Below are 20,123 nucleotides of genomic sequence, written 5' to 3'. Positions count from 1 at the left end.
ATCAACTCGACCCGCATTCACACTTTTGCCGCGAACCCTTCGCGCCTTAGGCTATCAAAACCCCCAAGGCGCGGCATTTTCGTACAGGAGGTGAAGCATGAACCCGTCATTGCCCATCCTGGCGCTTGGCCTGGCCTTGTGCCTGCCCGCGCACGCTGCTCCGCAGCCACCGTTGCAGCTCGCTGCCGGCAACAATAACCCCTACAACAGCCCGATCCAGCGCGCCAACCCCAACAGCCGCCAAGGCAGCATGCCTACCGCGCCGCCCGTGCGTGGCCCCTCCACCGACCCGTACCAACGCACGCCCAGCCTGGACAACCGGGGCATTGGCAATGGCGACAACCTGCGCCGCCAGCAGCAAACCCCGAACCTGGAACCTACCCGGCCGCCGCGCGACAGCACGCGTGCGCCCTAAGCCCATACGAAAGGAATCCTGCATGCCCAGAGCAACCTGGCTGGTCACCGTGACCGCCGCCGCACTCATGCCCCTGTTGGCACAGGCGGCGGCCGAGCAACAGTTTCGCAGTGAAGAAGGCACCTTGACAGTCAGTACCCTGGCCGACGGCCTGCGCAACCCTTGGGCGTTGGCATTTCTGCCGGGCGGCAAGGACATGCTGGTGACCGAGCGTGCCGGCAATTTGCGGCTGGTCAACGCCGAAGGCAAGGTCGGCCCGCCGATCAGCGGTGTGCCCAAGGTCTGGGCCGAGGGGCAGGGCGGCCTGCTGGATGTGGTGCTGTCGCCGGCGTTCGACAAAGACCGTACCGTATACCTGTCCTATGCCGAGGAGGGCAGTGACGGCAAGGCCGGCACCGCGGTCGGCCGTGGCCAGCTGTCCGAAGACCGGGCCCGGCTGGAAAACTTCACCGTGATCTTCCGCCAGCAGCCCAAACTGTCGGTGGGTAACCACTTCGGCTCGCGGCTGGTGTTCGACCGCAACGGCTACCTGTTCATCGCCCTGGGCGAGAACAACCAGCGCCCCACTGCCCAGGACCTGGACAAGCTGCAAGGCAAGATCGTGCGCATCCTTCCCGATGGTGATGTACCCAAGGACAACCCCTTTGTAGGCAACGACAACGTGCGACCGGAAATCTGGTCGTTCGGCCACCGCAACCAGCAAGGCGCCGCGCTCAACCCATGGACCGGCAAGCTGTGGACCCACGAGCACGGCCCGCGAGGTGGCGACGAAATCAACATCCCCGAGCCCGGCAAGAACTACGGCTGGCCGATTGCGACCCACGGCATCAACTACTCGCTCCTGCCGATCCCCGAGGCCAAGGGCAAGCATGTGGACGGCATGGTCGACCCACACCATGTGTGGGAGAAGTCGCCAGGCATCAGCGGCATGGCGTTCTACGACAGCCCCACGTTCAAGGCCTGGGACCACAACCTGTTCATAGGTGCGCTGGCAACGCAGGAGCTGATTCGCTTGCAGCTGGACGGCGACAAGGTGGTGCATGAAGAGCGCCTGCTGGGGGACCTGAAGGCCCGCATCCGCGATGTGCGGGTAGGGCCGGATGGGTACCTGTATGTGCTGACCGATGACAAGGACGGCGCGTTGCTGAAGGTAGGCCTGGCCAACTGACGCTCCTACACGGATAGCGTTAGCCGTGTAGAATTCGTTATGGCCATAGATCCCCAATCCCTCTACCAGCAAGCCCTGACCACTCAGGGCTATGTCGCCGACCCTGCACAGGCCCGCGCCGTCGAGGCGCTGCAAGCGTGCTTCCTGGCCGTCGAACAGGGCCGCTCCACCCAGGGCATCTACCTTTGGGGCCCGGTCGGTCGCGGCAAGACCTGGCTGATGGACCAGTTCCACCGCTGCCTGCGCCTGCCCAGCCTGCGCCAGCACTTCCACCACTTCATGGCCTGGGTCCATCAGCGCCTGTTCCAGCTGAACGGCACGGCCGACCCGCTGTTGGCCTTGGCCCGGGAACTGGCCGGGCAGATCCGCGTGCTGTGCTTCGACGAATTGTTCGTCAACGACATCGGTGATGCGATCATCCTCGGCCGCCTGTTCCAGGTGCTGTTCGACCAGGGCGTGGTGATCGTCGCCACCTCCAACCAGCCACCCGAGCAGCTCTACCGCGACGGCTTCAACCGCGAGCGGTTCCTGCCGGCCATCGCCGCTATCCAGCGGCATATGCAGGTGCTGCCAGTGGCGGGCGAACAGGACCACCGCCTGCACCCTGGTGCAGCGCGGCAGCGCTATTGGGTGGCCGAAGTGGGGCAGACCAGCCAGTTGGCCGAGGTTTTCCGCCAGCTTAGCCCGGATGACGCCGGCACTGATCAGCCCTTGGTTATTGGCTCCAGGCACATTCAAGTCGTGCGGCGCAGCGAGCAGGCGATCTGGTGCCGTTTCGCCGACCTGTGTGAGCAACCGCTGGCAGCCATGGAGTTCATGGCCCTGTGCGATCGTTATCCCGCCGTCCTGGTGTCGGGCATTCCTGCGCTGGGTGGCGAGCAGCGGGCCGGGCGCATTGCCCGTGGCACTGAAGATGCTGCCGCACGGGTGGTGGCCGGTGATCGCGAGCTGCCGGCACTGTCGCCCAAGGACGACGCAGTGCGCCGCTTCATTGCCCTGGTCGACGAGTGCTACGACCGCCGGGTGGCGTTGTACCTGGAGGCGCAGGTACCGCTTGAAGCGTTGTATACGCAGGGGTATCTGGCGTTTCCCTACCAACGAACCCTCAGCCGCCTGCGGGAGATGCAACTGCAGCGGTTTGGCTGAATGGTGCAAGGGCCGCAAAGCGGCCCCACCGCACGGGTTCAGTGTTAGCCGGCGTGAAACCAGCCCAGGGTAATCATCGCCAGCACTGCATAGCGGCCAGCCTTGGCCAGGGTGACCAGCAGCAGAAAGCGCCAGAACGGTTCGCGCATGATCCCGGCGATCAGCGTCAGCGGGTCCCCGATCACTGGCATCCAGCTGAGCAACAGCGACCACTGGCCCCAGCGCTGGTAGCGCTCCTGCGCACGCGCCAGCTGGGCTGCGCTGAACGGGAACCAGCGCTTGTCGCGCAGGTGCTCGATGGCCCGGCCCAACAGCCAGTTCACCACCGAACCCAGCACGTTGCCCAAGGTGGCCACCAGTAGTAGGGTCGCCCAGGCCTCGGGCTGGCGCAGCAACAGGCCGACCAGCACGGCCTCCGATTGCAGCGGCAGCAGGGTGGCGGCGCCAAAGGCGCTGAGAAACAGCGCCCACAGGCTGAGCATCAGTAGGTGGCGACCACGGTGTCCTGCCCATCCTGGGTCATACCAATAACCTGGTAGGCGTCCTTGTGGTCACCCATTTCCATGCCTGGCGAACCCATGGGCATGCCCGGTACGGCCAGGCCCTTGAGGTCATTGCGTTTGGCCAGCAGGCGTACCTGCTCGGCCGGAACGTGGCCTTCGACGAACTTGCCGTCGATCACCCCCGTGTGGCACGACGCCAGGCGTGGCGCCACGCCCAGGCGTTGCTTCACCGCACTCATGTTCGGCTCGACGTGGTCATTGACGGTGAACCCGTTGTCACGCAGGTGGCTGATCCAGGCCTTGCAGCAGCCGCAGTTGGGGTCACGGTAGACATCGATGGTCTCGGCGGCCTGGGCCAGGCCGGTGATGGCCAGCAGCCCCAGGGTCAGCAGGTGTTTGCGCAGCATGGTAAAGCACTCCTTCCAGCATGGGTTCAGCAGCATAGCGTAAGCGGCTGGTCGCTGAGTTGCACGTTACACTACTGTCAGCTTGCTGCCTCGTCGGCACCGAGGTCGCGCATCAGCAGAGCATGCTCGAGCGCGACCTGCTCCGGAATGGGCAGGTACACCACATGGCCATCGCCCGGCGCCACCTCGATGGCCTGCTGCTGGCGGTTGCACAGGCGGTGCAGGTCGAAGTGGTAGTTGCCGCGCGGGGTCATCAGCTCCAGGTGGTCACCCACGGCGAAGCGGTTCTTCACCTTGACCTCGGCCAGGCCATCGACACGCACGCCGGTCAGCTCGCCAACGAACTGCTGGCGCTCCGAGACCGAATTACCGCGCTGGTAGTTCTGGTACTCATCGTGTACGTGACGGCGCAGGAACCCTTCGGTGTAGCCTCGTTGCGCAAGGGACTCCAGGTTGCCCATCAAGGTGCGGTCGAACGGCCGCCCGGCCACCGCGTCGTCGATGGCCTGGCGATACGACTGCACCGCGCGGGCACAGTAGAAATGCGACTTGGTGCGCCCTTCGATCTTCAGCGAATGCACGCCCATGGTGGCCAGGCGCTCGACGTGCTGGATGGCACGCAGGTCCTTGGCGTTCATGATGTAGGTGCCGTGTTCATCCTCGAAAGCGGGCATTTCAGTGCCGGGGCGGTTGCTTTCCTGCAGCAGGAACACCTGCTCGGTCGGGGCTCCCAGGCCAAGGGTGGGCTGCACTTCGCGTACGATGTCGCCGGTGGCGTTCTCGGTGGCCGGCGTGGCGTCGTACTTCCAGCGGCAGGCGTTGGTGCAGGTACCCTGATTGGCGTCACGCTTGTTGAGGTAGCCCGACAGCAGGCAACGGCCGGAGTAGGCCATGCACAGGGCGCCGTGGACGAACACCTCCAGCTCCATGCCCGGCACCTGCTGGCGGATTTCCTCGATTTCTTCGAGCGACAGCTCGCGTGACAGGATGACCCGGCTCAGGCCCAGTTGCTGCCAGAACTGCACGCTGGCCCAGTTGACCGTATTGGCCTGCACCGACAGGTGCACCGGCATCTGCGGGAAGTGCTGGCGCACCAGCATGATCAGGCCGGGGTCGGACATGATCAGTGCATCCGGCGCCATGTCGATCACGGGCGCCAGGTCTTTGAGGAAGGTCTTGAGCTTGGCGTTGTGCGGGGCAATGTTGACCACCACGTAAAAGCGCTTGCCCAACGCATGCGCCTCCTGGATGCCCAGCGCCAGGTTGGCATGGTCGAACTCATTGTTACGCACCCGCAAACTGTAGCGCGGCTGTCCTGCATAGACTGCGTCGGCACCGTAGGCAAAGGCATAGCGCATGGTCTTGAGGGTGCCGGCGGGGGCCAGCAGTTCGGGCTTGGCGGTCGGGTTCATGTGCGCACCGGGGCAAAAGGCGCGGATGCTATAGCCGGCGGAAAATACACGTATTGATTTACATCAAGGGAGTGGTGGCACTTTTACCCAAGCGGCGCGCACTAATATCCCAGAAGCCATTCGAGGACCTGCGATGAACGAAGCTGCGCTACAGAACAAAGCCCTGGCCGTACTTTTGGCGCTGGTGACCATCGCCTTTTTCTGGATATTGCTGCCTTACTACGGTGCGATCTTCTGGGCGGTGATACTGGGCATTCTGTTTGCCCCGCTGCAGCGGCACCTGCTGATCCGCTTTGGGCGCAGGCGCAACCTGGCCGCTGCCACCACGACGCTGGTGTGCCTGCTGGTGGCGATCCTGCCGGTGATCATCACCAGTGCATTGTTGGTGCAGGAGGGGGCCACGCTGTACCAGCGTATCGAAAGCGGGCAACTGGACATCGCCGGTTACATCGAGCGTGGCAAGGACATGCTCCCGGCGTTTGCCCAGCATGGCCTGGACAACATAGGCATGGGCAACCTCGACGGGTTGCGCGAAAAAATCACCAAGTGGGCAACCCAGGGTAGCCAGGTATTGGCCAGCCAGGCGTTCAGCTTCGGTCAGGGTACATTCGAGTTCGTGATCAGTTTTGGCATCATGATGTACCTGCTGTTCTTCTTCCTGAGAGAAGGCGCCGAGGTGGCCCGCCGTGTGCGCCTGGCCGTGCCACTGCCCGAACACCAGAAGCGCCGTTTGCAGCTGAAATTCAACCGGGTGGTGCGGGCGACGGTGAAAGGCAACGTGCTGGTGGCCATTACCCAAGGGGCGCTGGGCGGCTTCATCTTCTGGGCGCTGGATATCCCCAGTGCGTTGGTGTGGGCGGTGCTGATGGCGTTTCTGTCGCTGCTGCCGGCAGTGGGCGCTGGCATCGTCTGGGCGCCGGTTGCAGCGTATTTCCTACTGACCGGGGCCATATTGCCGGGGGTGATTCTGAGCGCGTTCGGTGTGCTGGTGATCGGCCTGGTGGACAACCTGCTGCGGCCGATCCTGGTGGGCAAGGACACGCGTATGCCGGACTATCTGATCCTGGTGTCGACGCTGGGTGGGCTGGCAGTGTTCGGGCTCAACGGCTTCGTAATCGGGCCATTGATTGCGGCGCTGTTCGTGTCCAGCTGGGCAATCTTTGCCTCGACCAAACCGCAAGTGCAGTTGCCGCAGTAGAACGTGCACGGGGGCTGCAAAGCAGCCCCACTGGCCGGATCAGAAAGATTGCGGCATTTCACCCTTGGCCAGGCGCCGGTTGATGTCGGCGATCACTTCGGGCAGCTCGTTGATGGTGTCGATCAGGTAGTGCGGGCGGGAGCCTGCAAACAGTGCGTGGATGCGCGTGCGCTCGCTTTCCAGCTTCTCGGCGCTCAGTGCCCGGTAGCCTTCCCAGGTCAGCCCCAGGGCATTGCCCGAGCACACCAGGGCCACGGTCCACATGCCGGCGCGTCGGCCTTCGAGAATGCCCGGCACGGTGTCGTCCACCTTCACGCAGGCCGCTACGTCGTCGATGCCAAGGGCAATCACATTGGCCAAGGCCTGGGCTGGCCATGGGCGACCGTTCGGGGTTTCATCGGTGGCTACCACATGGTCGGCCACGTAGCCATTCTGCGCGGCCAGCTCCACCACCTTGTCCATCACCACTTTCGGGTAACCCGAGCAGGAGCCGATCTTCAGGCCGTCCTGGCGCAGGCTGGTCAAGGTTTCCAGGGCGCCAGGGATCAATGCCGAGTGCACGGCGATTTTCTCGATCTGCAGCGGCATGAAGCGGTTGTAGATGGCGGTGACATCATCGTCGGTGGGGGTGCGGCCGAACACTTTGCGGTAGCGCTCGGCAATTTCCGGTACGTCGCACAGGGTGCGGATGTGGTCCCATTTGCCCATGCCCATCGGGCCTCGGGCTTCCTCGATGGTCACTTGCACGTCGAATTCGGCGAACGCCTCGACGAAGATCTGGGTCGGCGCGAAGGAGCCGAAGTCGACCACGGTGCCGGCCCAGTCGAGGATGGCGGCTTGCAGCTGGGTAGGGTTGTTGTAGTTCATGTGGCTAATTCCTGAAGTCGGGTGGGCAAAGGGGTCAGATGTCCAGCACTTCCATTTCCCGCAGCACTTGGGCCACGGCATTCACGGCGGCTTGCATGCCGTCGGCTCCGACCACGCCGATGCAACCGACACGGAAGGTTTCGACCTGGGTCAGCTTGCCTGGGTAAAGGATGAAACCCTTGGCCTTGACCCGCTCGTAGAAGTCTTTGAACTGGTAGCGGGCATCGTTGGGTGCATGGAACGTGACAATGATCGGCGCCTGGATCTCGGCCGGCAGGAAGCTGCGCAGGCCGATGGCAGCCATGCCGTCGAGCAGGGTCTTGCAGTTGTCGGCGTAGCGCTGGTGGCGCGCTGGCAGGCCGCCTTCCTCGTTGTATTGCTGCAGTGCTTCATGCAGGGCCGCGACCACGTGGGTGGGCGGTGTGAAGCGCCACTGACCGGTCTTGGCCATGTAGGCGTGCTGGTCGTGAAGGTCCATGGCCAGCGAGTGGGCATTGCCTTCGGCGGCGGCCAGGGCTGCTTTTTCGGCGAAGACGAAGCCCATGCCGGGTACGCCTTCCAGGCACTTGCCGGAGGCGGCGATGAGTGCTTCGAAGGGGATTTGGCGGGCGTCGATTGGCAAGGCGCCGAACGAGCTCATGGCATCGATGATCAGGCGTTTGCCGTGGCGTTTGATGACCTGGGCGATCTCGGGCAGCGGGTTGAGGATGCCTGTGCTGGTTTCGCAGTGAATCAATGCCACGTGGGTCACGGACGGGTCGGCAGCCAGCAGGCGGTCGACATCAGCGGCGGTAGTTGGCTGGTCTTCGGCGGTTTCGAAGGTGCTGTACGTGCGGCCCAGCACTTTGCAGATTTTTGCCAGACGCTGGCCGTAAGCGCCGTTGATCAGCACCAGAACCTTGCCATCGCGTGGTACCAGAGTGCCGATGGCCGCTTCCACGGCGAAGGTGCCGCTGCCTTGCAGGGGCACGCAGTGGTGGCTGGCGCTGCCGTCGATGATCGCCAGCAGCTGCTCGCACACGCTGGCCGTCAGTTGGTTGAAATCGCGGTCCCAGGAGCCCCAGTCCACCAGCATGGCTTGGCGGGTGCGGATTGATGTGGTCAGTGGACCTGGGGTCAGCAGAATCGGGGCGTTGCTCATTCCGTTATTCCTCACAAGCGGTGGGCTGAAACGACGGGGCCTAGGTTGCAATTCGCGCTGCTATCAATCAAATTGTTTGTTGTTATCTCAGCTATAAGTCAGGCCGATAGAAATGAACCTGTTCCAGCTCCGCGCCTTCGATGCCGTGGCCCGCGAGGGCAGCTTTACCCGTGCCGCCGAGCGGCTGTTCATCAGCCAGCCGGCCGTGACCGGGCACGTCAAGGCGCTGGAGGAGCACTACCAGATCACCTTGCTGCGGCGCACCGCACGGCGGGTGGAATTGACCGAAGAGGGCACCCGGCTGGCGGCCATCACCCGCGCCATGTTCGGCCTCGCCGAAGAAGCACAGGCCATGCTCGAAGCCAACCGGCAATTGCTGACCGGGCGGCTGGAGGTGGCGGCCGATGGCCCGCACCGGGTCATGCCCATGCTGGCGCAGCTGCGTGAGCGCTACCCCGGCATCACTGTCAACTTGCGGCTGGGCAATGCTCAGGAGACGCTGGCTGCGCTGTTGTCCGAGCATGCCGACGTGGCGGTGCTGACCGAGATCGAGCCGCGCAAGGGCCTGTACCTGCAGAACCTCTGCGAATCACGCCTGTGTGCCTTGTTGCCTGCGGGGCATGGCTGGGCCCACGGCGACGGCGATTTGCCCCTGGCCGAACTGCACCAGCAGATCATGGTGCTGCGCGAGCCCAGCTCCACCACGCGGCGCACCTTCGACAAAGCCTGCATCACGGCGGGCGTGCAGCCGCGTGTACTGCTGGAACTGGACAGCCGTGAGGCGGTGACCGAGGCGGTGGCTTCGGAGCTGGGTATTGGTGTTGTTTCTTCTACAGAAGTGGCCAATGATCCGCGGGTGGTGGCACGGCCATTGTCTGGCGAGGGCCTGGTCAACCAACACCTGATCGGTTGCCTGGAGCGCCGTCGCGAATTGCGCCTGATCCAGGCGTTCCTGGGCCTGGCGGTGGGGCTGTGATGGCTGTTTTCAGCAAGGCGGCCTAAGATGGCCGGCAACCCGCCGACAGGACCGTCGATGAGCGAAAAAGACACTATTTCCATGCAGCTGGTTCGTGAAGCGCTGTTGCAGACCTGCCCCGCCGGTGAGCCCGATAGCGCCTTGCTGGCCCGGGCGGGAATCGCCGTTGAACACTTGCAATTGCCAGAGGCGCGTGTCAGTGCAGAGTCCTATGCCCGGTTGTGGCGCCTGCTGGCACGCCGCTGCAACGACGAGTTCTTCGCCATGGACCCACGCGGCCTTCGCAGTGGCAGCCTGGCGTTCATGTGCCGTGCCAGCATGGGCCAACCGACCTTGGGCGCGGGGCTGGAAACCGCGCTGGCATTCCTTTCGCTGATGCTTCAGGACATGCAGCCCAGCCTGGTGCGCCAGGAAGGTCTGGCCGAGATTGTCATCAATGAGCCGCGTGACGAACCGCGCCGCGCGTTCACCTATTTCACGTTCTGGATGATCGTGCATGGGGTGGCGTGCTGGCTGGCTGGGCGGCGTATCCCGATCCTGAGCATTGACCTGCGTTGTGCCGAGCCACCCTTTTGTGACGACTATCGGGTGATGTTTTCGGAAAACCTGCATTTTGAGCGCCCGCGCACACGCATGATCGTTGCCTCGGCGTGCCTTGACCTGCCGCTGAAGCGCAACGAGGAGGAACTGCAGCGATTTCTTGCCGAAGCGCCGGGCAATATCTTGGTCAAGTACCGTGATCCGGCCAGCCTCGGGCGACGCATACGTACCGACCTGCTGGGCCTGGCCCCTGAACATTGGCCAGATGCCGACAGCCTGGCACGGCAGCTGTGCCTGTCGCCTTCGACTCTACGCCGGCGCCTGGCCGAAGAGGGGCAGAACTACCAGGGGTTGAAGGACAGTGTACGCAGAGAGTTGGCGATCGCCTGGCTAAGCCGGGAAGACGTGGCCATGGGCGAGCTTGCCGAGCAGTTGGGGTTTGCCGACAACAGTTCGTTCTACAAGGCGTTTCGCAAATGGTTTGGCTGCAACCCTGGGCATTATCGGGCATTGATTCAGGCGCGCGGGGCAGGGCACTGAGGGACTAACGCTTCCGGCTGTAGCGCGGCAAGCGGTAAGGGCAAGGTGGCAGGTCGAATCATGCATGATATCGCCGAGCAGTTGCCCGCCTGGCTGAGGGGTGCCGGACCAAAACCACTGGCGTTGCTGCGGGCCTGCATGACGGCACATTTTTCTGGGCGCCGTACCTGGGTGCCAGGTATCCCGAGGCGTATGCGCGTATCTCCGACGATTTCGACACGCGGATGGATACCCTGGGTCAGGAAAAGGAAGCCCGGCAGTGGTGAGTATGTGCACCGCTGTGAGCAGCTTAAACGGGAAACGGAACAGGCGTTCGAGGCGCTTGCCTTGCAGCTTACCGAGCAGGAACTGAACCTGCCGTTGCAGGGGCAGCCGCACCAAGGCGTCTGAGCTGCCCGCACCCGTTCCCTCTGCATCCTGGTCAGGCAGTTGAGCAACATGGTTGGCTTCGTCCAATAGCTGGGGAACCAACCATGACCACCAACGCGACTGGCCACGATCAATTCATGGCTGCCAGATTACCTGAGTGGCTCAAACGTGCTTCAAAGGGCCAGATCAATACCTTGCGTACCAGCCTGAACGCGCATCATGCCAGCCAGGCGCGCCTGCGTGGGCTCACCGTCGAGCTACTGCCGCTCCAGCCGTTTGCCGAGAAACACCTGCTGGCACTGCTGGATGCACCGTTGCCTGATGGGCAGGCGTTTGCCCAGCTCGAATGGCTGAGGGTTGCTCCGCGGTTCGGCACTCTGCCAGGCACATTGCAGCAGACGTACGCGTACAGCCAGACACGTGAAAACGGGTTGCTGCGGCTGATGCGCAACTTCGCTGCGAATACAAGCTATTACATAGGTACCGGGCTGGTTCTGCCCGGCAGCGATAAGCCCTTGAATGCATCGCTGGACGCATTGATTGCGGCTTGTCGCGATCTGGACGTTGGCCAGAAATATCAGGACGAGCTGGAAAGGATCTTTCATCCGGCTACTCAAGCGATGCTGGCTGCAGACAAACGTTCGGGGTTGAAACTGGCCACCGAAATTGCAGCTTTGCAGGGAAACATAAGCGCCGATGTACAGATCGCCTTGCGTGAGGTGGTGGACCACGGTAAGTCGCACCGACAGCAAGGGTTGACGGGCGACCCCATGCTGCTGAAGGCGCTAGGGCAACCTGTGGCCGATGGGTTGCTGATTCGCCTGCGTGACAAGGCAGGGAATGAACGGGGCATCGTCCTTTACCTGGCGAGTGATCCTCGGCAAGCGCTGCGTTTTTTCGATGATGCGCCATCCATGAACAGCAGGCTGGCATCGCTGTTGAAGGAGCCATCGTATAGGCAGTACTTCACGCAGCTGATCAGCATTGAGCACCGCGCCGCGTTTGTCAGCACCCTTGGCAAGCGCCTGAAGGATGCACTACCGGACCTGGCGCTTGAAGGCACGGCACCGGGCGGGGGGATTTTCACGGAACTGGCTACCCGGCAAGTGCAAAGGGTCAAGCATGATGCCCGCTTGTTGCTGGTACCAACCGCCGATGCTGATAGCCAGGCCATAAGCGCCAGACACGCGCAATGGAAGGCTGCGGGTCTGGACCTGATAAACCTCGCCGGATTGTTCATTCCCGTCGTGGGCGCCTTGTTGTTGGGTCAGTTGGTTGCCCAGACCTGCTCGGACGTGTTCGAAGGGATAAGGGACTGGTCGAGCGGGCACCAACATGAAGCGCTGGAGCATTTGCTAGGGGTGGCCGAGACCTTGGCGGCCACGGCTGCGACAGTGGCGGCGGTCAGTTTTGTGCGCAGTGCGTTTGTCGCGCGCCTTGAGCCGGTAAGCCTTGGGAATGGGCGCGGTCGGCTATGGCATTTCGATCCCGCGAATTATCGCTCCATGCCGGGCTCTATCGGTCTGCTGGAAGAGGGACGGTATGGTGAGGATGCGCGTCGCTGGGTTCGTATCGACGGGCGCTATCACGAAGTGCATCAGCCGGTCCCTGGCGGCCCCTATCGCTTGCGTCATGCCGCGGGTGAGGGTGGCTACGGGCCGGTCGTGTTGCACAACGGTGAGCGTGGCTGGTGCCTAATGCGCGAGCAACCGCTTGGCTGGCAGGACCCTGCGCGCATGCTGGATGCGTTGTGGCCACAGCATCCCGCTGTCGATGCGCATCAGGCCGAGCAGATACTGCGGGTCGCTGATATGGATGAAGATGAGTTACGCGCGGTGCTGGTGGAGAACCGAGCGGCCCCCGTGAACCTCGGGCAAACCCTGCGCGCCTTCCAGGCACATGCGCGTATTCAGACATTTTTCGAGCGCGTTCGGCTGAAGGCATTGATGCCATCCGACAGTGAGCTGTTGACCTGGAGTGAAGGCCGACCAGATGTTGGGGTGGGGCTGGAGCCGTTACTGGCGCACGAGGCCGAGTTGCGCCCGCAACTGTTTGCCCACCTGACAGACCAGCCGCTTGTGCAAGGCCCCTTGAGCCTGTTGGTCAAGCGCGACTTCCCCGGCCTGCCTGCCGCCTACATAAACGAGCTTGTCGGCCAGGCAGGTGAGCTTGAGCACGAAATGGCGCGGGTCGAGCAGCGCTTGCCTTTGTCGTGCGCGAAGCACGCCCGTTCGCTCCTGCGCCTGGCGCGGTTGAACCGGGGGCTGGCCGGGTTGTATCTGAGTACAGCCTATAGTGACGTCACCGGCGAGCTGGCCCTTGCGTTGCTGGATTCCTTCGAGCTTGACCAGCTCGACATCGACTTGCGTGACAGCGCGCTGGATGGGCGGTCTGTCAAGCACCTCGGTAGCGGCGGGCAGAGCGAGGCGGAAAGGGTACTGGTTCGCCATGAAGGCAGGTTTCAGGTCTACAACGGGTTAGGTGAGCAACAAGCGGCTCCGCCCGGCGAGCCTGGCTGTATCTTCGAGGCACTCGTTGCCGCCCTCACGTCTGAACAGCGCGCGGCGATGCAGTTGACGGGCAGTGGTTTGGCCGGCCAACTGCGTACGCAGCTTCTGGAGCGGTTACCCGGTACCCATTGGGGTATTGCACGCATGCTCGGTTGGCCGGAGCAAGGTGCCTGGTTCAATCCGGGGCGCCGCCTGGAGGACGGGCGCGTGGGTTACACGCTCAGTGGCCGCGCTTCAGCTGCGCCCCGCGATGAGCGGGCAATCGCTCGTAACCAGCTGCGATCGCTTTATCCTGGCCTGGATGAGGCCGCGCTTGACGTGGAGCTGGCGCGTTTGCAGGAAAGCGCGCAGCCCGTGCTGGAGCGCCTCGTGGCGCTGCAGGATGACCATGATCAGCTGATGCAGCACCTGAACCGCTGGGTCAGTGCCGAGTTGGGGGAGGGGCGGCAAGCCGCACGCAGGTTGACGGCCGACAGCATATTGCGCGCCTGGCGATTGCAGGGCGAGCCTGTCTCGACCGGTCAAGCGCAAACACAGGAGCAGCGCCTGTCGCTGAGCGGTTTGCACTTGCGTACGCTGCCGGAACTGCCACCACAAATCGACTTCCATCGCATTACCCTGCTCAGCGTGAACGACACCTTGGTCACTGACATTCCGGTCGATTTCCTTCGTCCTTTCACTGCACTGACGCACCTGAATCTCAACAACAACGGTTTGATGCGCATGCCGACGGGGCTTGCGTACCTCCCAGGTATTCAAGCGCTCAGATTGGCGCGTAACCAGCTACGGCTTGACGCCCAGGCAATCGGTATTCTGCATGGGCTGCCAAACCTTACGCTTCTTGATCTGAGCTACAACCGGCTGGAAGCGCTGGACATGAGCTTCGATCAACTCTCCCGACTGAAAAACCTGAACCTGCGCCATTGCCGTCTCGGCGCCTGGCCGCGACGCCTGGAGCTGTGTGGCCTGCTTGAGTGTGCTGACCTGCGCGACAACCAATTGCGTGAGGTGCCGGCGCAAATCCAGCAGATGCCTCATGCGTTTCGGCGTTCCATTCTGATAGAGCGCAACCCCTTGTCGTCCATGCAGCTCCGTAGATTTTACGCGCTCGATGTGATTGAGGAGCATCGGCACTCGCCTGAGCCGTCATGGACATTTGACCTGGCCCGGACTCGCACGCTCTTGGCCGAGCATGACGATACGGCGGTTCGGGCGACGCGAGAGGCCCTGTGGCAGCGTTTGCTGGCGCAAGCGAATAGCAGTGGGTTCTTCAGGTTGTTGGCTCGCCTGGAAATGACGGCTGACTACACGGGCGCTGGCGACGGACGTGTTGCGCTGGTTGACGGAGTATGGGTGCTGCTGGGCGCGCTGGACAACGATCCCGTGCTCTGCCGGCGAATATTTGAACGGGCTGACGCGCCGCTGTCGTGTTCGGATGCTGTCGCCAGCCGGTTCAGTGAATTGAGGGTACAGGCCAGCCAGGCGCAGGCTGAGGCAAACGCGGTCAATCCTGAAAGCGGCAACCAGCTGCTGGAACTGGGCCGGCAACTGTTCCGGCTGGATCAGGTGGAAGGAATTGCCCGCCAGGATTACCGGCAGCGTCTGGCCGCCGGTGAGCCCGTTGATGAACTGGCATTGGGACTTGCCTACAGGATCCGCCTTCGCAGCCGTTTGCAGCTGCCTGGTCAGCCGTACGCCATGCGCTATCCCGACGCTGTCACGCTTGCACAGGCCCGGATAGAGGATGCATTTCGGCGGGTTAACCACGCGCAGATCCTCGAGAATTTGGCCGATAGCCTGAGTCAGCGCGCGTTCTGGAACCGTTACCTGCGCCAGCAGCATGGCCGCATGTTTGATGCCATCCGTGCAGACTACTCGCAGCGCCTGCTTCGGCTGCAGGCTCAGCGGCCTGCCTTGTCGGCGACGGCCCTTGAGCAGCAGCAAACGCGACTACGAGAGCAACAGGGCGTCGATATCGAGCGCCTGGTCGTGGCGCTCACCCAGTCCTACCTGCGTGCAGCCGAGCGCGGGCAAGGGTAACGAGTGGCGGCCAAACCGGTCATCCAGATTGACAACTTTGGCCATTGCCGCCGCGCTTGAGCGGCGCGAACATCGTTGGACCGATGGTTTAACTCCAAAAACAAGAAGCCAGGAGTCTGACGATGCGCGATTACGCCGAGGCCGCCCGTGCGTTCGACCATGCCAATGCTGTTACGGCGGCATTGCATGGCAACCTCGAAGCCCTCAATGCCTGTGTCGAATGTTGTGATCGGCATGCCGGAAACGGCAAGCTGGCGCTGATTTACGAAGACCGCGATGGCAACAGCGCGCGCTACAGCTTCGATCAGCTCAAGGCGCAGGCAGCCCGCTTTGCCAATGTGCTCAAGGCGCAGGGGGTGGGGGCCGGAGACCGGGTGGCCGGGTTGATGCCGCGCACGCCCGAACTGCTGGTCACCATTCTCGCCACTTGGCGCCTGGGGGCGGTTTACCAGCCCTTGTTCACGGCGTTCGGCCCCAAGGCTATCGAGCACCGGCTTGAGCAATCCCATGCCCGAGTGGTCGTCACCGACAGCCAGAACCGCGCCAAGCTGGACGATGTGCAGGCCTGTCCGACCATCATCACCGTCAGGGCCCGCAGCGGTGAGCTGGACTTCCAGCAATGCCTGGAGCGCGCAGCGGATGCCTGCGAGCCGGTGATGCGCTCGGGCAACGATCCGTTCCTGCTGATGTTCACCTCCGGAACCACCGGCCCGGCGAAACCATTGGAAGTGCCACTGCGGGCGATTGTCGCGTTCCAGGGCTACATGCGCGATGCCATCGAACTGCGTCCAGAGGACAACTTCTGGAACCTGGCCGACCCGGGTTGGGCGTATGGCCTGTACTACGCCGTTACCGGCCCGTTGTCACTGGGGCACGCCACCACCTTCTACGATGGCCCGTTCAGTGTTGAAAGCTGTGCCCGGGTGATCGACAAGCTGGGCATCACCAACCTGGCCGGCTCTCCCACCGCGTACCGTTTGCTGATTGCGGCGGGCAATGAATTCTCGGCGCCGATCAAGGGCCGCCTGCGGGTGGTCAGCAGTGCTGGCGAACCGCTTAACCCGGAGGTGATCCGCTGGTTCTCCGACGAACTGGGCGTGACCATTCACGATCACTACGGCCAGACCGAGTTGGGCATGGTGCTGTGCAACCACCATGGTTTGAAGCACCCGGTGCACCTGGGCTCGGCCGGCTTTGCCATCCCTGGCCACCGCATTGTGGTGGTGGACGAGCAGGGTAACGAACTGCCGGCCGGCCAGCCGGGCATCCTTGCTGTCGACCGTGAGCAATCGCCGTTGTGCTGGTTCGGTGGCTACCACGGGTTGCCGACCAAGTCCTTCATTGGCAAGTACTACCTCAGCGGTGACACCGTCGAGCTGAACCAGGACGGCAGCATCAGCTTCGTTGGCCGCAGCGATGATGTGATCACCACCTCCGGTTACCGGGTTGGCCCGTTCGATGTGGAAAGCGCGCTGATCGAGCACCCGGCGGTGATCGAGGCGGCGGTGATCGGCAAGCCCGACCCGGAGCGTACCGAGCTGATCAAAGCGTTCGTGGTATTGGCCAGTGGCTACAACGGCAGTGCCGAGCTGGAAGAAACCTTGCGTCAGCACGTACGCCAGCGGCTGTACGCGCATGCCTACCCCCGAGAAATCGAATTCGTCAGCGAGCTGCCCAAAACCCCGAGCGGCAAGCTGCAACGCTTCATCCTGCGTAACCAGGAAGTCGCCAAACAAAACGCGCAACAGGCCACCCCTGCCAGCGCCTGAAAGGAAACCGATCATGCAGATAGCCAACAAACACTTCATCGTCAGCGGCGCCGCCTCCGGGCTGGGTGCCGCGACTGCGCAGATGCTGGTCGAGGCCGGCGCCAAGGTCATGCTGGTCGACCTCAATGCCCAGGCTGTCGAGGCCAAGGCCCGGGAGCTGGGTGACAACGCCCGTTTCGCCGTGGCTGACATCAGTGACGAGCAGGCGGCCCAAGCGGCTGTCGATGCGGCTGTCAGCAGCTTTGGCAGCCTGCATGGGCTGGTTAACTGCGCTGGCATCGTCGGTGCGCAGAAGGTGCTGGGCAAGCAGGGGCCTCATGGCCTGGCCAGCTTCGCCAAGGTCATCAACGTCAACCTGGTCGGCAGTTTCAACCTGCTGCGACTGGCTGCGGCGGCCATGGCCGAAGGGTCTGCCGATGAGGGTGGGGAGCGTGGCGTGATCATCAACACGGCGTCGATTGCCGCCTATGACGGGCAGATTGGCCAGGCTGCCTACGCGGCATCCAAGGGCGCCATCGCCAGCCTGACCTTGCCGGCCGCCCGTGAACTGGCGCGCTTTGGCATCCGCGTGATGACCATTGCCCCGGGCATTTTCGAAACACCGATGATGGCCGGCATGACCGAAGAGGTGCGTGCTTCGCTGGCGGCCGGTGTGCCATTCCCGCCACGCCTGGGCCGCCCACAGGAATACGCTGCACTGGCCCGTCACATCATCGAGAACAGCATGCTCAACGGCGAGGTGATCCGCCTCGACGGCGCACTGCGCATGGCAGCCAAGTAAGGAGAGCGAACATGACCCTCGCTAATGACCCAATCGTAATCGTCAGCGCCGTGCGCACGCCCATGGGCGGCCTGCAGGGCGACCTTAAAAGCCTGACCGCGCCACAACTGGGCAGTGCGGCCATTCGCGGCGCCGTGGAGCGCGCCGGCATCGACGCTGCCAGCGTCGAGCAGGTGCTGTTCGGCTGCGTGCTGCCTGCCGGCCAGGGCCAGGCACCGGCGCGTCAGGCGGCGCTGGGCGCCGGGCTGGACAAGCACACCACCTGCACCACCCTGAACAAGATGTGTGGCTCGGGCATGCAAGCCGCGATCATGGCTCATGACTTGCTGCTGGCCGGTACCGCAGACGTGGTGGTAGCGGGTGGCATGGAGAGCATGACCAACGCCCCCTATCTGCTGGACAAAGCCCGTGGCGGATACCGCATGGGCCACGGCAAGATCATCGACCACATGTTCATGGACGGCCTGGAAGACGCCTACGACAAAGGCCGCCTGATGGGCACCTTCGCCGAGGACTGCGCCCAAGCCAATGCCTTCAGCCGCGAAGCCCAGGACCGGTTCGCCATCGCCTCGCTGACCCGTGCCCAGGACGCGATCAAGAGCGGCCGCTTTGCCGCCGAGATCGTGCCGGTGGAAGTCACCGAGGGTAAGGAAAAACGCGTCATCAAGGATGACGAGCAGCCGCCCAAGGCGCGCCTGGACAAGATCCCGCAGCTCAAGCCTGCCTTCCGCGAAGGCGGCACGGTGACGGCAGCCAACGCCAGCTCGATTTCCGATGGTGCTGCCGCGCTGGTGCTGATGCGCCGCTCCGAAGCCGAGAAACGTGGCCTCAAGCCGCTGGCGGTGATCCATGGCCACGCCGCATTCGCCGACACCCCGGCGCTGTTCCCGACCGCGCCGATCGGGGCCATCGACAAACTGATGAAACGCACCGGCTGGAACCTGGCCGAGGTCGACCTGTTCGAAATCAACGAGGCCTTCGCGGTGGTCACCCTGGCGGCCATGAAGCACCTCGACCTGCCCCACGACAAGGTCAACATTCACGGCGGCGCCTGCGCCCTGGGTCACCCGATCGGTGCTTCTGGCGCGCGCATTCTGGTCACCCTGCTGTCAGCCCTGCGCCAGAACAACCTGCGTCGGGGTGTAGCGGCCATCTGCATTGGCGGCGGCGAAGCGACGGCCATGGCTGTCGAATGCCTGTACTGAGGTGAACCATGCTGGTAACTGACGAGCAACAACAGATCGCCGACGCCGTGCGCGCTTTCGCCCAGGAGCGCCTGAAACCGTTTGCCGAACAATGGGACAAGGAACACCGCTTTCCGAAAGAGGCCATCGACGAGATGGCCGAGCTTGGCCTGTTCGGCATGCTGGTGCCGGAGCAGTGGGGTGGCAGCGATACCGGTTATGTGGCCTATGCCATGGCCCTGGAAGAGATCGCTGCCGGTGATGGCGCCTGCTCGACCATCATGAGCGTGCACAATTCGGTAGGTTGCGTGCCGATTCTGCGTTTTGGCAGCGAGCAGCAAAAAGAGCAGTTTCTCACCCCCCTGGCCACGGGCGCGATGCTCGGTGCCTTCGCCCTGACCGAACCGCAGGCAGGCTCTGATGCCAGCAGCCTGAAAGCCCGTGCAAAGCTTGATGGCGACCACTACGTGCTCAACGGCAGCAAGCAGTTCATCACCTCTGGGCGAAACGCCGGGGTAGTGATTGTGTTTGCCGTGACCGACCCGGACGCCGGCAAGCGTGGCATTAGCGCCTTCATCGTGCCGACCGATTCGCCGGGCTACCAGGTGGCACGGGTCGAGGACAAACTCGGCCAGCATGCCTCCGACACGTGCCAGATCGTTTTCGACAATGTGCGTGTGCCCGTGGCCAACCGCCTGGGCGCGGAGGGCGAAGGCTACAAGATCGCCCTGGCCAACCTTGAGGGTGGTCGCATCGGTATTGCTTCGCAGGCTGTGGGTATGGCCCGCGCCGCATTCGAAGTGGCCCGCGACTATGCCAACGAACGGCAAAGCTTCGGCAAGGCGCTGATCGAGCATCAGGCCGTGGCGTTCCGCCTGGCCGACATGGCCACGAAAATCGCCGTAGCCAGGCAGATGGTGCTGCACGCTGCCGCACTGCGTGATGCCGGGCGCCCAGCGCTGGTGGAAGCGTCGATGGCCAAGCTGTTTGCCTCGGAAATGGCCGAAAAGGTCTGTTCGGATGCCTTGCAGACCCTGGGCGGTTATGGCTATCTGAGTGACTTCCCGCTGGAGCGGATTTACCGAGACGTTCGGGTTTGCCAGATCTACGAAGGCACCAGCGACATTCAGCGCATGGTTATTGCGCGCAATCTTTGA

Annotated in this window: 17 protein-coding genes; 12 read left to right on the top strand and 5 right to left on the bottom strand. The window is 63.2% G+C overall.

Features of this window, described 5'->3' with window-relative positions; genetic code table 11:
* The first annotated feature begins 97 nt into the window (after window positions 1-97).
* Genes ACF8R4_RS12025 through zapE form a run of 3 tightly spaced genes read left to right on the top strand, consistent with a single transcriptional unit; the run spans window position 98 to window position 2,729 of the window.
* Window positions 98-415 carry a hypothetical protein gene (locus ACF8R4_RS12025; protein ID WP_156867313.1) on the top strand — a complete coding sequence of 106 codons (318 nt, stop codon included), beginning with the start codon at window positions 98-100 and terminating at the stop codon, window positions 413-415.
* A gap of 22 nt (window positions 416-437) precedes the next feature.
* Window positions 438-1,583 (top strand): PQQ-dependent sugar dehydrogenase, encoded by a 1,146-nt coding sequence (locus tag ACF8R4_RS12020; protein WP_186723370.1) that lies wholly within the window; start codon window positions 438-440, stop codon window positions 1,581-1,583.
* A gap of 39 nt (window positions 1,584-1,622) precedes the next feature.
* The gene (zapE, locus tag ACF8R4_RS12015; protein WP_060500499.1) at window positions 1,623-2,729 is read left to right on the top strand and encodes a cell division protein ZapE; all 1,107 of its coding nucleotides are present in this window, start codon (window positions 1,623-1,625) and stop codon (window positions 2,727-2,729) included.
* A gap of 44 nt (window positions 2,730-2,773) precedes the next feature.
* Here the strand turns inward: zapE and ACF8R4_RS12010 are convergent, their stop codons facing one another.
* From ACF8R4_RS12010 to yegQ, 3 genes are all read right to left on the bottom strand, one after another.
* Window positions 2,774-3,211: a YqaA family protein gene (locus ACF8R4_RS12010; protein WP_060500501.1), complete on the bottom strand. Its 438-nt coding sequence runs from the start codon at window positions 3,209-3,211 to the stop codon at window positions 2,774-2,776.
* On the bottom strand, window positions 3,211-3,639 hold the full coding sequence (locus tag ACF8R4_RS12005; RefSeq protein ID WP_060500502.1) for a DUF411 domain-containing protein: 429 nt from the start codon (window positions 3,637-3,639) through the stop codon (window positions 3,211-3,213). The genes ACF8R4_RS12010 and ACF8R4_RS12005 overlap by 1 nt, the downstream gene beginning before the upstream one ends.
* A 77-nt stretch (window positions 3,640-3,716) precedes the next feature.
* Window positions 3,717-5,051, bottom strand: coding sequence for a tRNA 5-hydroxyuridine modification protein YegQ (yegQ, locus tag ACF8R4_RS12000; RefSeq protein WP_060500503.1), 1,335 nt, complete (start codon window positions 5,049-5,051; stop codon window positions 3,717-3,719).
* Window positions 5,052-5,184: 133 nt separating this feature from the next.
* On the opposite strand from yegQ, the gene ACF8R4_RS11995 reads away from it, so the two are divergent.
* Window positions 5,185-6,249: an AI-2E family transporter gene (locus tag ACF8R4_RS11995; RefSeq protein WP_104835202.1), complete on the top strand. Its 1,065-nt coding sequence runs from the start codon at window positions 5,185-5,187 to the stop codon at window positions 6,247-6,249.
* Between the two features lie 39 nt (window positions 6,250-6,288).
* Here ACF8R4_RS11995 and phnX read toward each other — a convergent pair whose 3' ends face one another.
* Together phnX and ACF8R4_RS11985 are read right to left on the bottom strand one after the other, a co-directional pair.
* Window positions 6,289-7,116 (bottom strand): phosphonoacetaldehyde hydrolase, encoded by an 828-nt coding sequence (phnX, locus tag ACF8R4_RS11990; protein ID WP_060500508.1) that lies wholly within the window; start codon window positions 7,114-7,116, stop codon window positions 6,289-6,291.
* Window positions 7,117-7,150: 34 nt separating this feature from the next.
* Entirely contained in the window at window positions 7,151-8,257 is a 1,107-nt protein-coding gene (locus ACF8R4_RS11985; protein WP_060500510.1) for a 2-aminoethylphosphonate--pyruvate transaminase, read from the bottom strand.
* A gap of 112 nt (window positions 8,258-8,369) precedes the next feature.
* Between ACF8R4_RS11985 and ACF8R4_RS11980 the strand changes: the two genes are divergently transcribed.
* The 8 genes from ACF8R4_RS11980 (at window position 8,370) to ACF8R4_RS11945 (ending at window position 20,123) form a co-directional block, all read left to right on the top strand.
* Entirely contained in the window at window positions 8,370-9,233 is an 864-nt protein-coding gene (locus ACF8R4_RS11980; RefSeq protein WP_060500512.1) for a LysR substrate-binding domain-containing protein, read from the top strand.
* A 57-nt stretch (window positions 9,234-9,290) separates the two neighbouring features.
* On the top strand, window positions 9,291-10,313 hold the full coding sequence (locus tag ACF8R4_RS11975) for an AraC family transcriptional regulator (protein WP_164524347.1): 1,023 nt from the start codon (window positions 9,291-9,293) through the stop codon (window positions 10,311-10,313).
* Between the two features lie 60 nt (window positions 10,314-10,373).
* Window positions 10,374-10,703, top strand: a complete 330-nt coding sequence (locus tag ACF8R4_RS11970) for a hypothetical protein (RefSeq protein ID WP_125474438.1) — start codon at window positions 10,374-10,376, stop codon at window positions 10,701-10,703.
* Window positions 10,704-10,786: 83 nt separating this feature from the next.
* Window positions 10,787-15,232, top strand: coding sequence for an NEL-type E3 ubiquitin ligase domain-containing protein (locus ACF8R4_RS11965; protein ID WP_392492479.1), 4,446 nt, complete (start codon window positions 10,787-10,789; stop codon window positions 15,230-15,232).
* Between the two features lie 122 nt (window positions 15,233-15,354).
* Window positions 15,355-17,001 carry an acyl-CoA synthetase gene (locus ACF8R4_RS11960; RefSeq protein ID WP_060500519.1) on the top strand — a complete coding sequence of 549 codons (1,647 nt, stop codon included), beginning with the start codon at window positions 15,355-15,357 and terminating at the stop codon, window positions 16,999-17,001.
* 13 nt (window positions 17,002-17,014) lie between these two features.
* The gene (locus ACF8R4_RS11955) at window positions 17,015-17,782 is read left to right on the top strand and encodes an SDR family NAD(P)-dependent oxidoreductase (protein WP_060500522.1); all 768 of its coding nucleotides are present in this window, start codon (window positions 17,015-17,017) and stop codon (window positions 17,780-17,782) included.
* A gap of 11 nt (window positions 17,783-17,793) precedes the next feature.
* The gene (locus tag ACF8R4_RS11950) at window positions 17,794-18,987 is read left to right on the top strand and encodes an acetyl-CoA C-acyltransferase (protein ID WP_060500524.1); all 1,194 of its coding nucleotides are present in this window, start codon (window positions 17,794-17,796) and stop codon (window positions 18,985-18,987) included.
* Window positions 18,988-18,995: 8 nt separating this feature from the next.
* Window positions 18,996-20,123, top strand: a complete 1,128-nt coding sequence (locus tag ACF8R4_RS11945; RefSeq protein ID WP_392492476.1) for an acyl-CoA dehydrogenase — start codon at window positions 18,996-18,998, stop codon at window positions 20,121-20,123.

Source organism: Pseudomonas sp. FYR_2, from assembly GCF_043106425.1.
GTDB lineage: Bacteria > Pseudomonadota > Gammaproteobacteria > Pseudomonadales > Pseudomonadaceae > Aquipseudomonas > Aquipseudomonas monteilii.
This window is presented reverse-complemented; position numbering and strand designations above follow the sequence as displayed.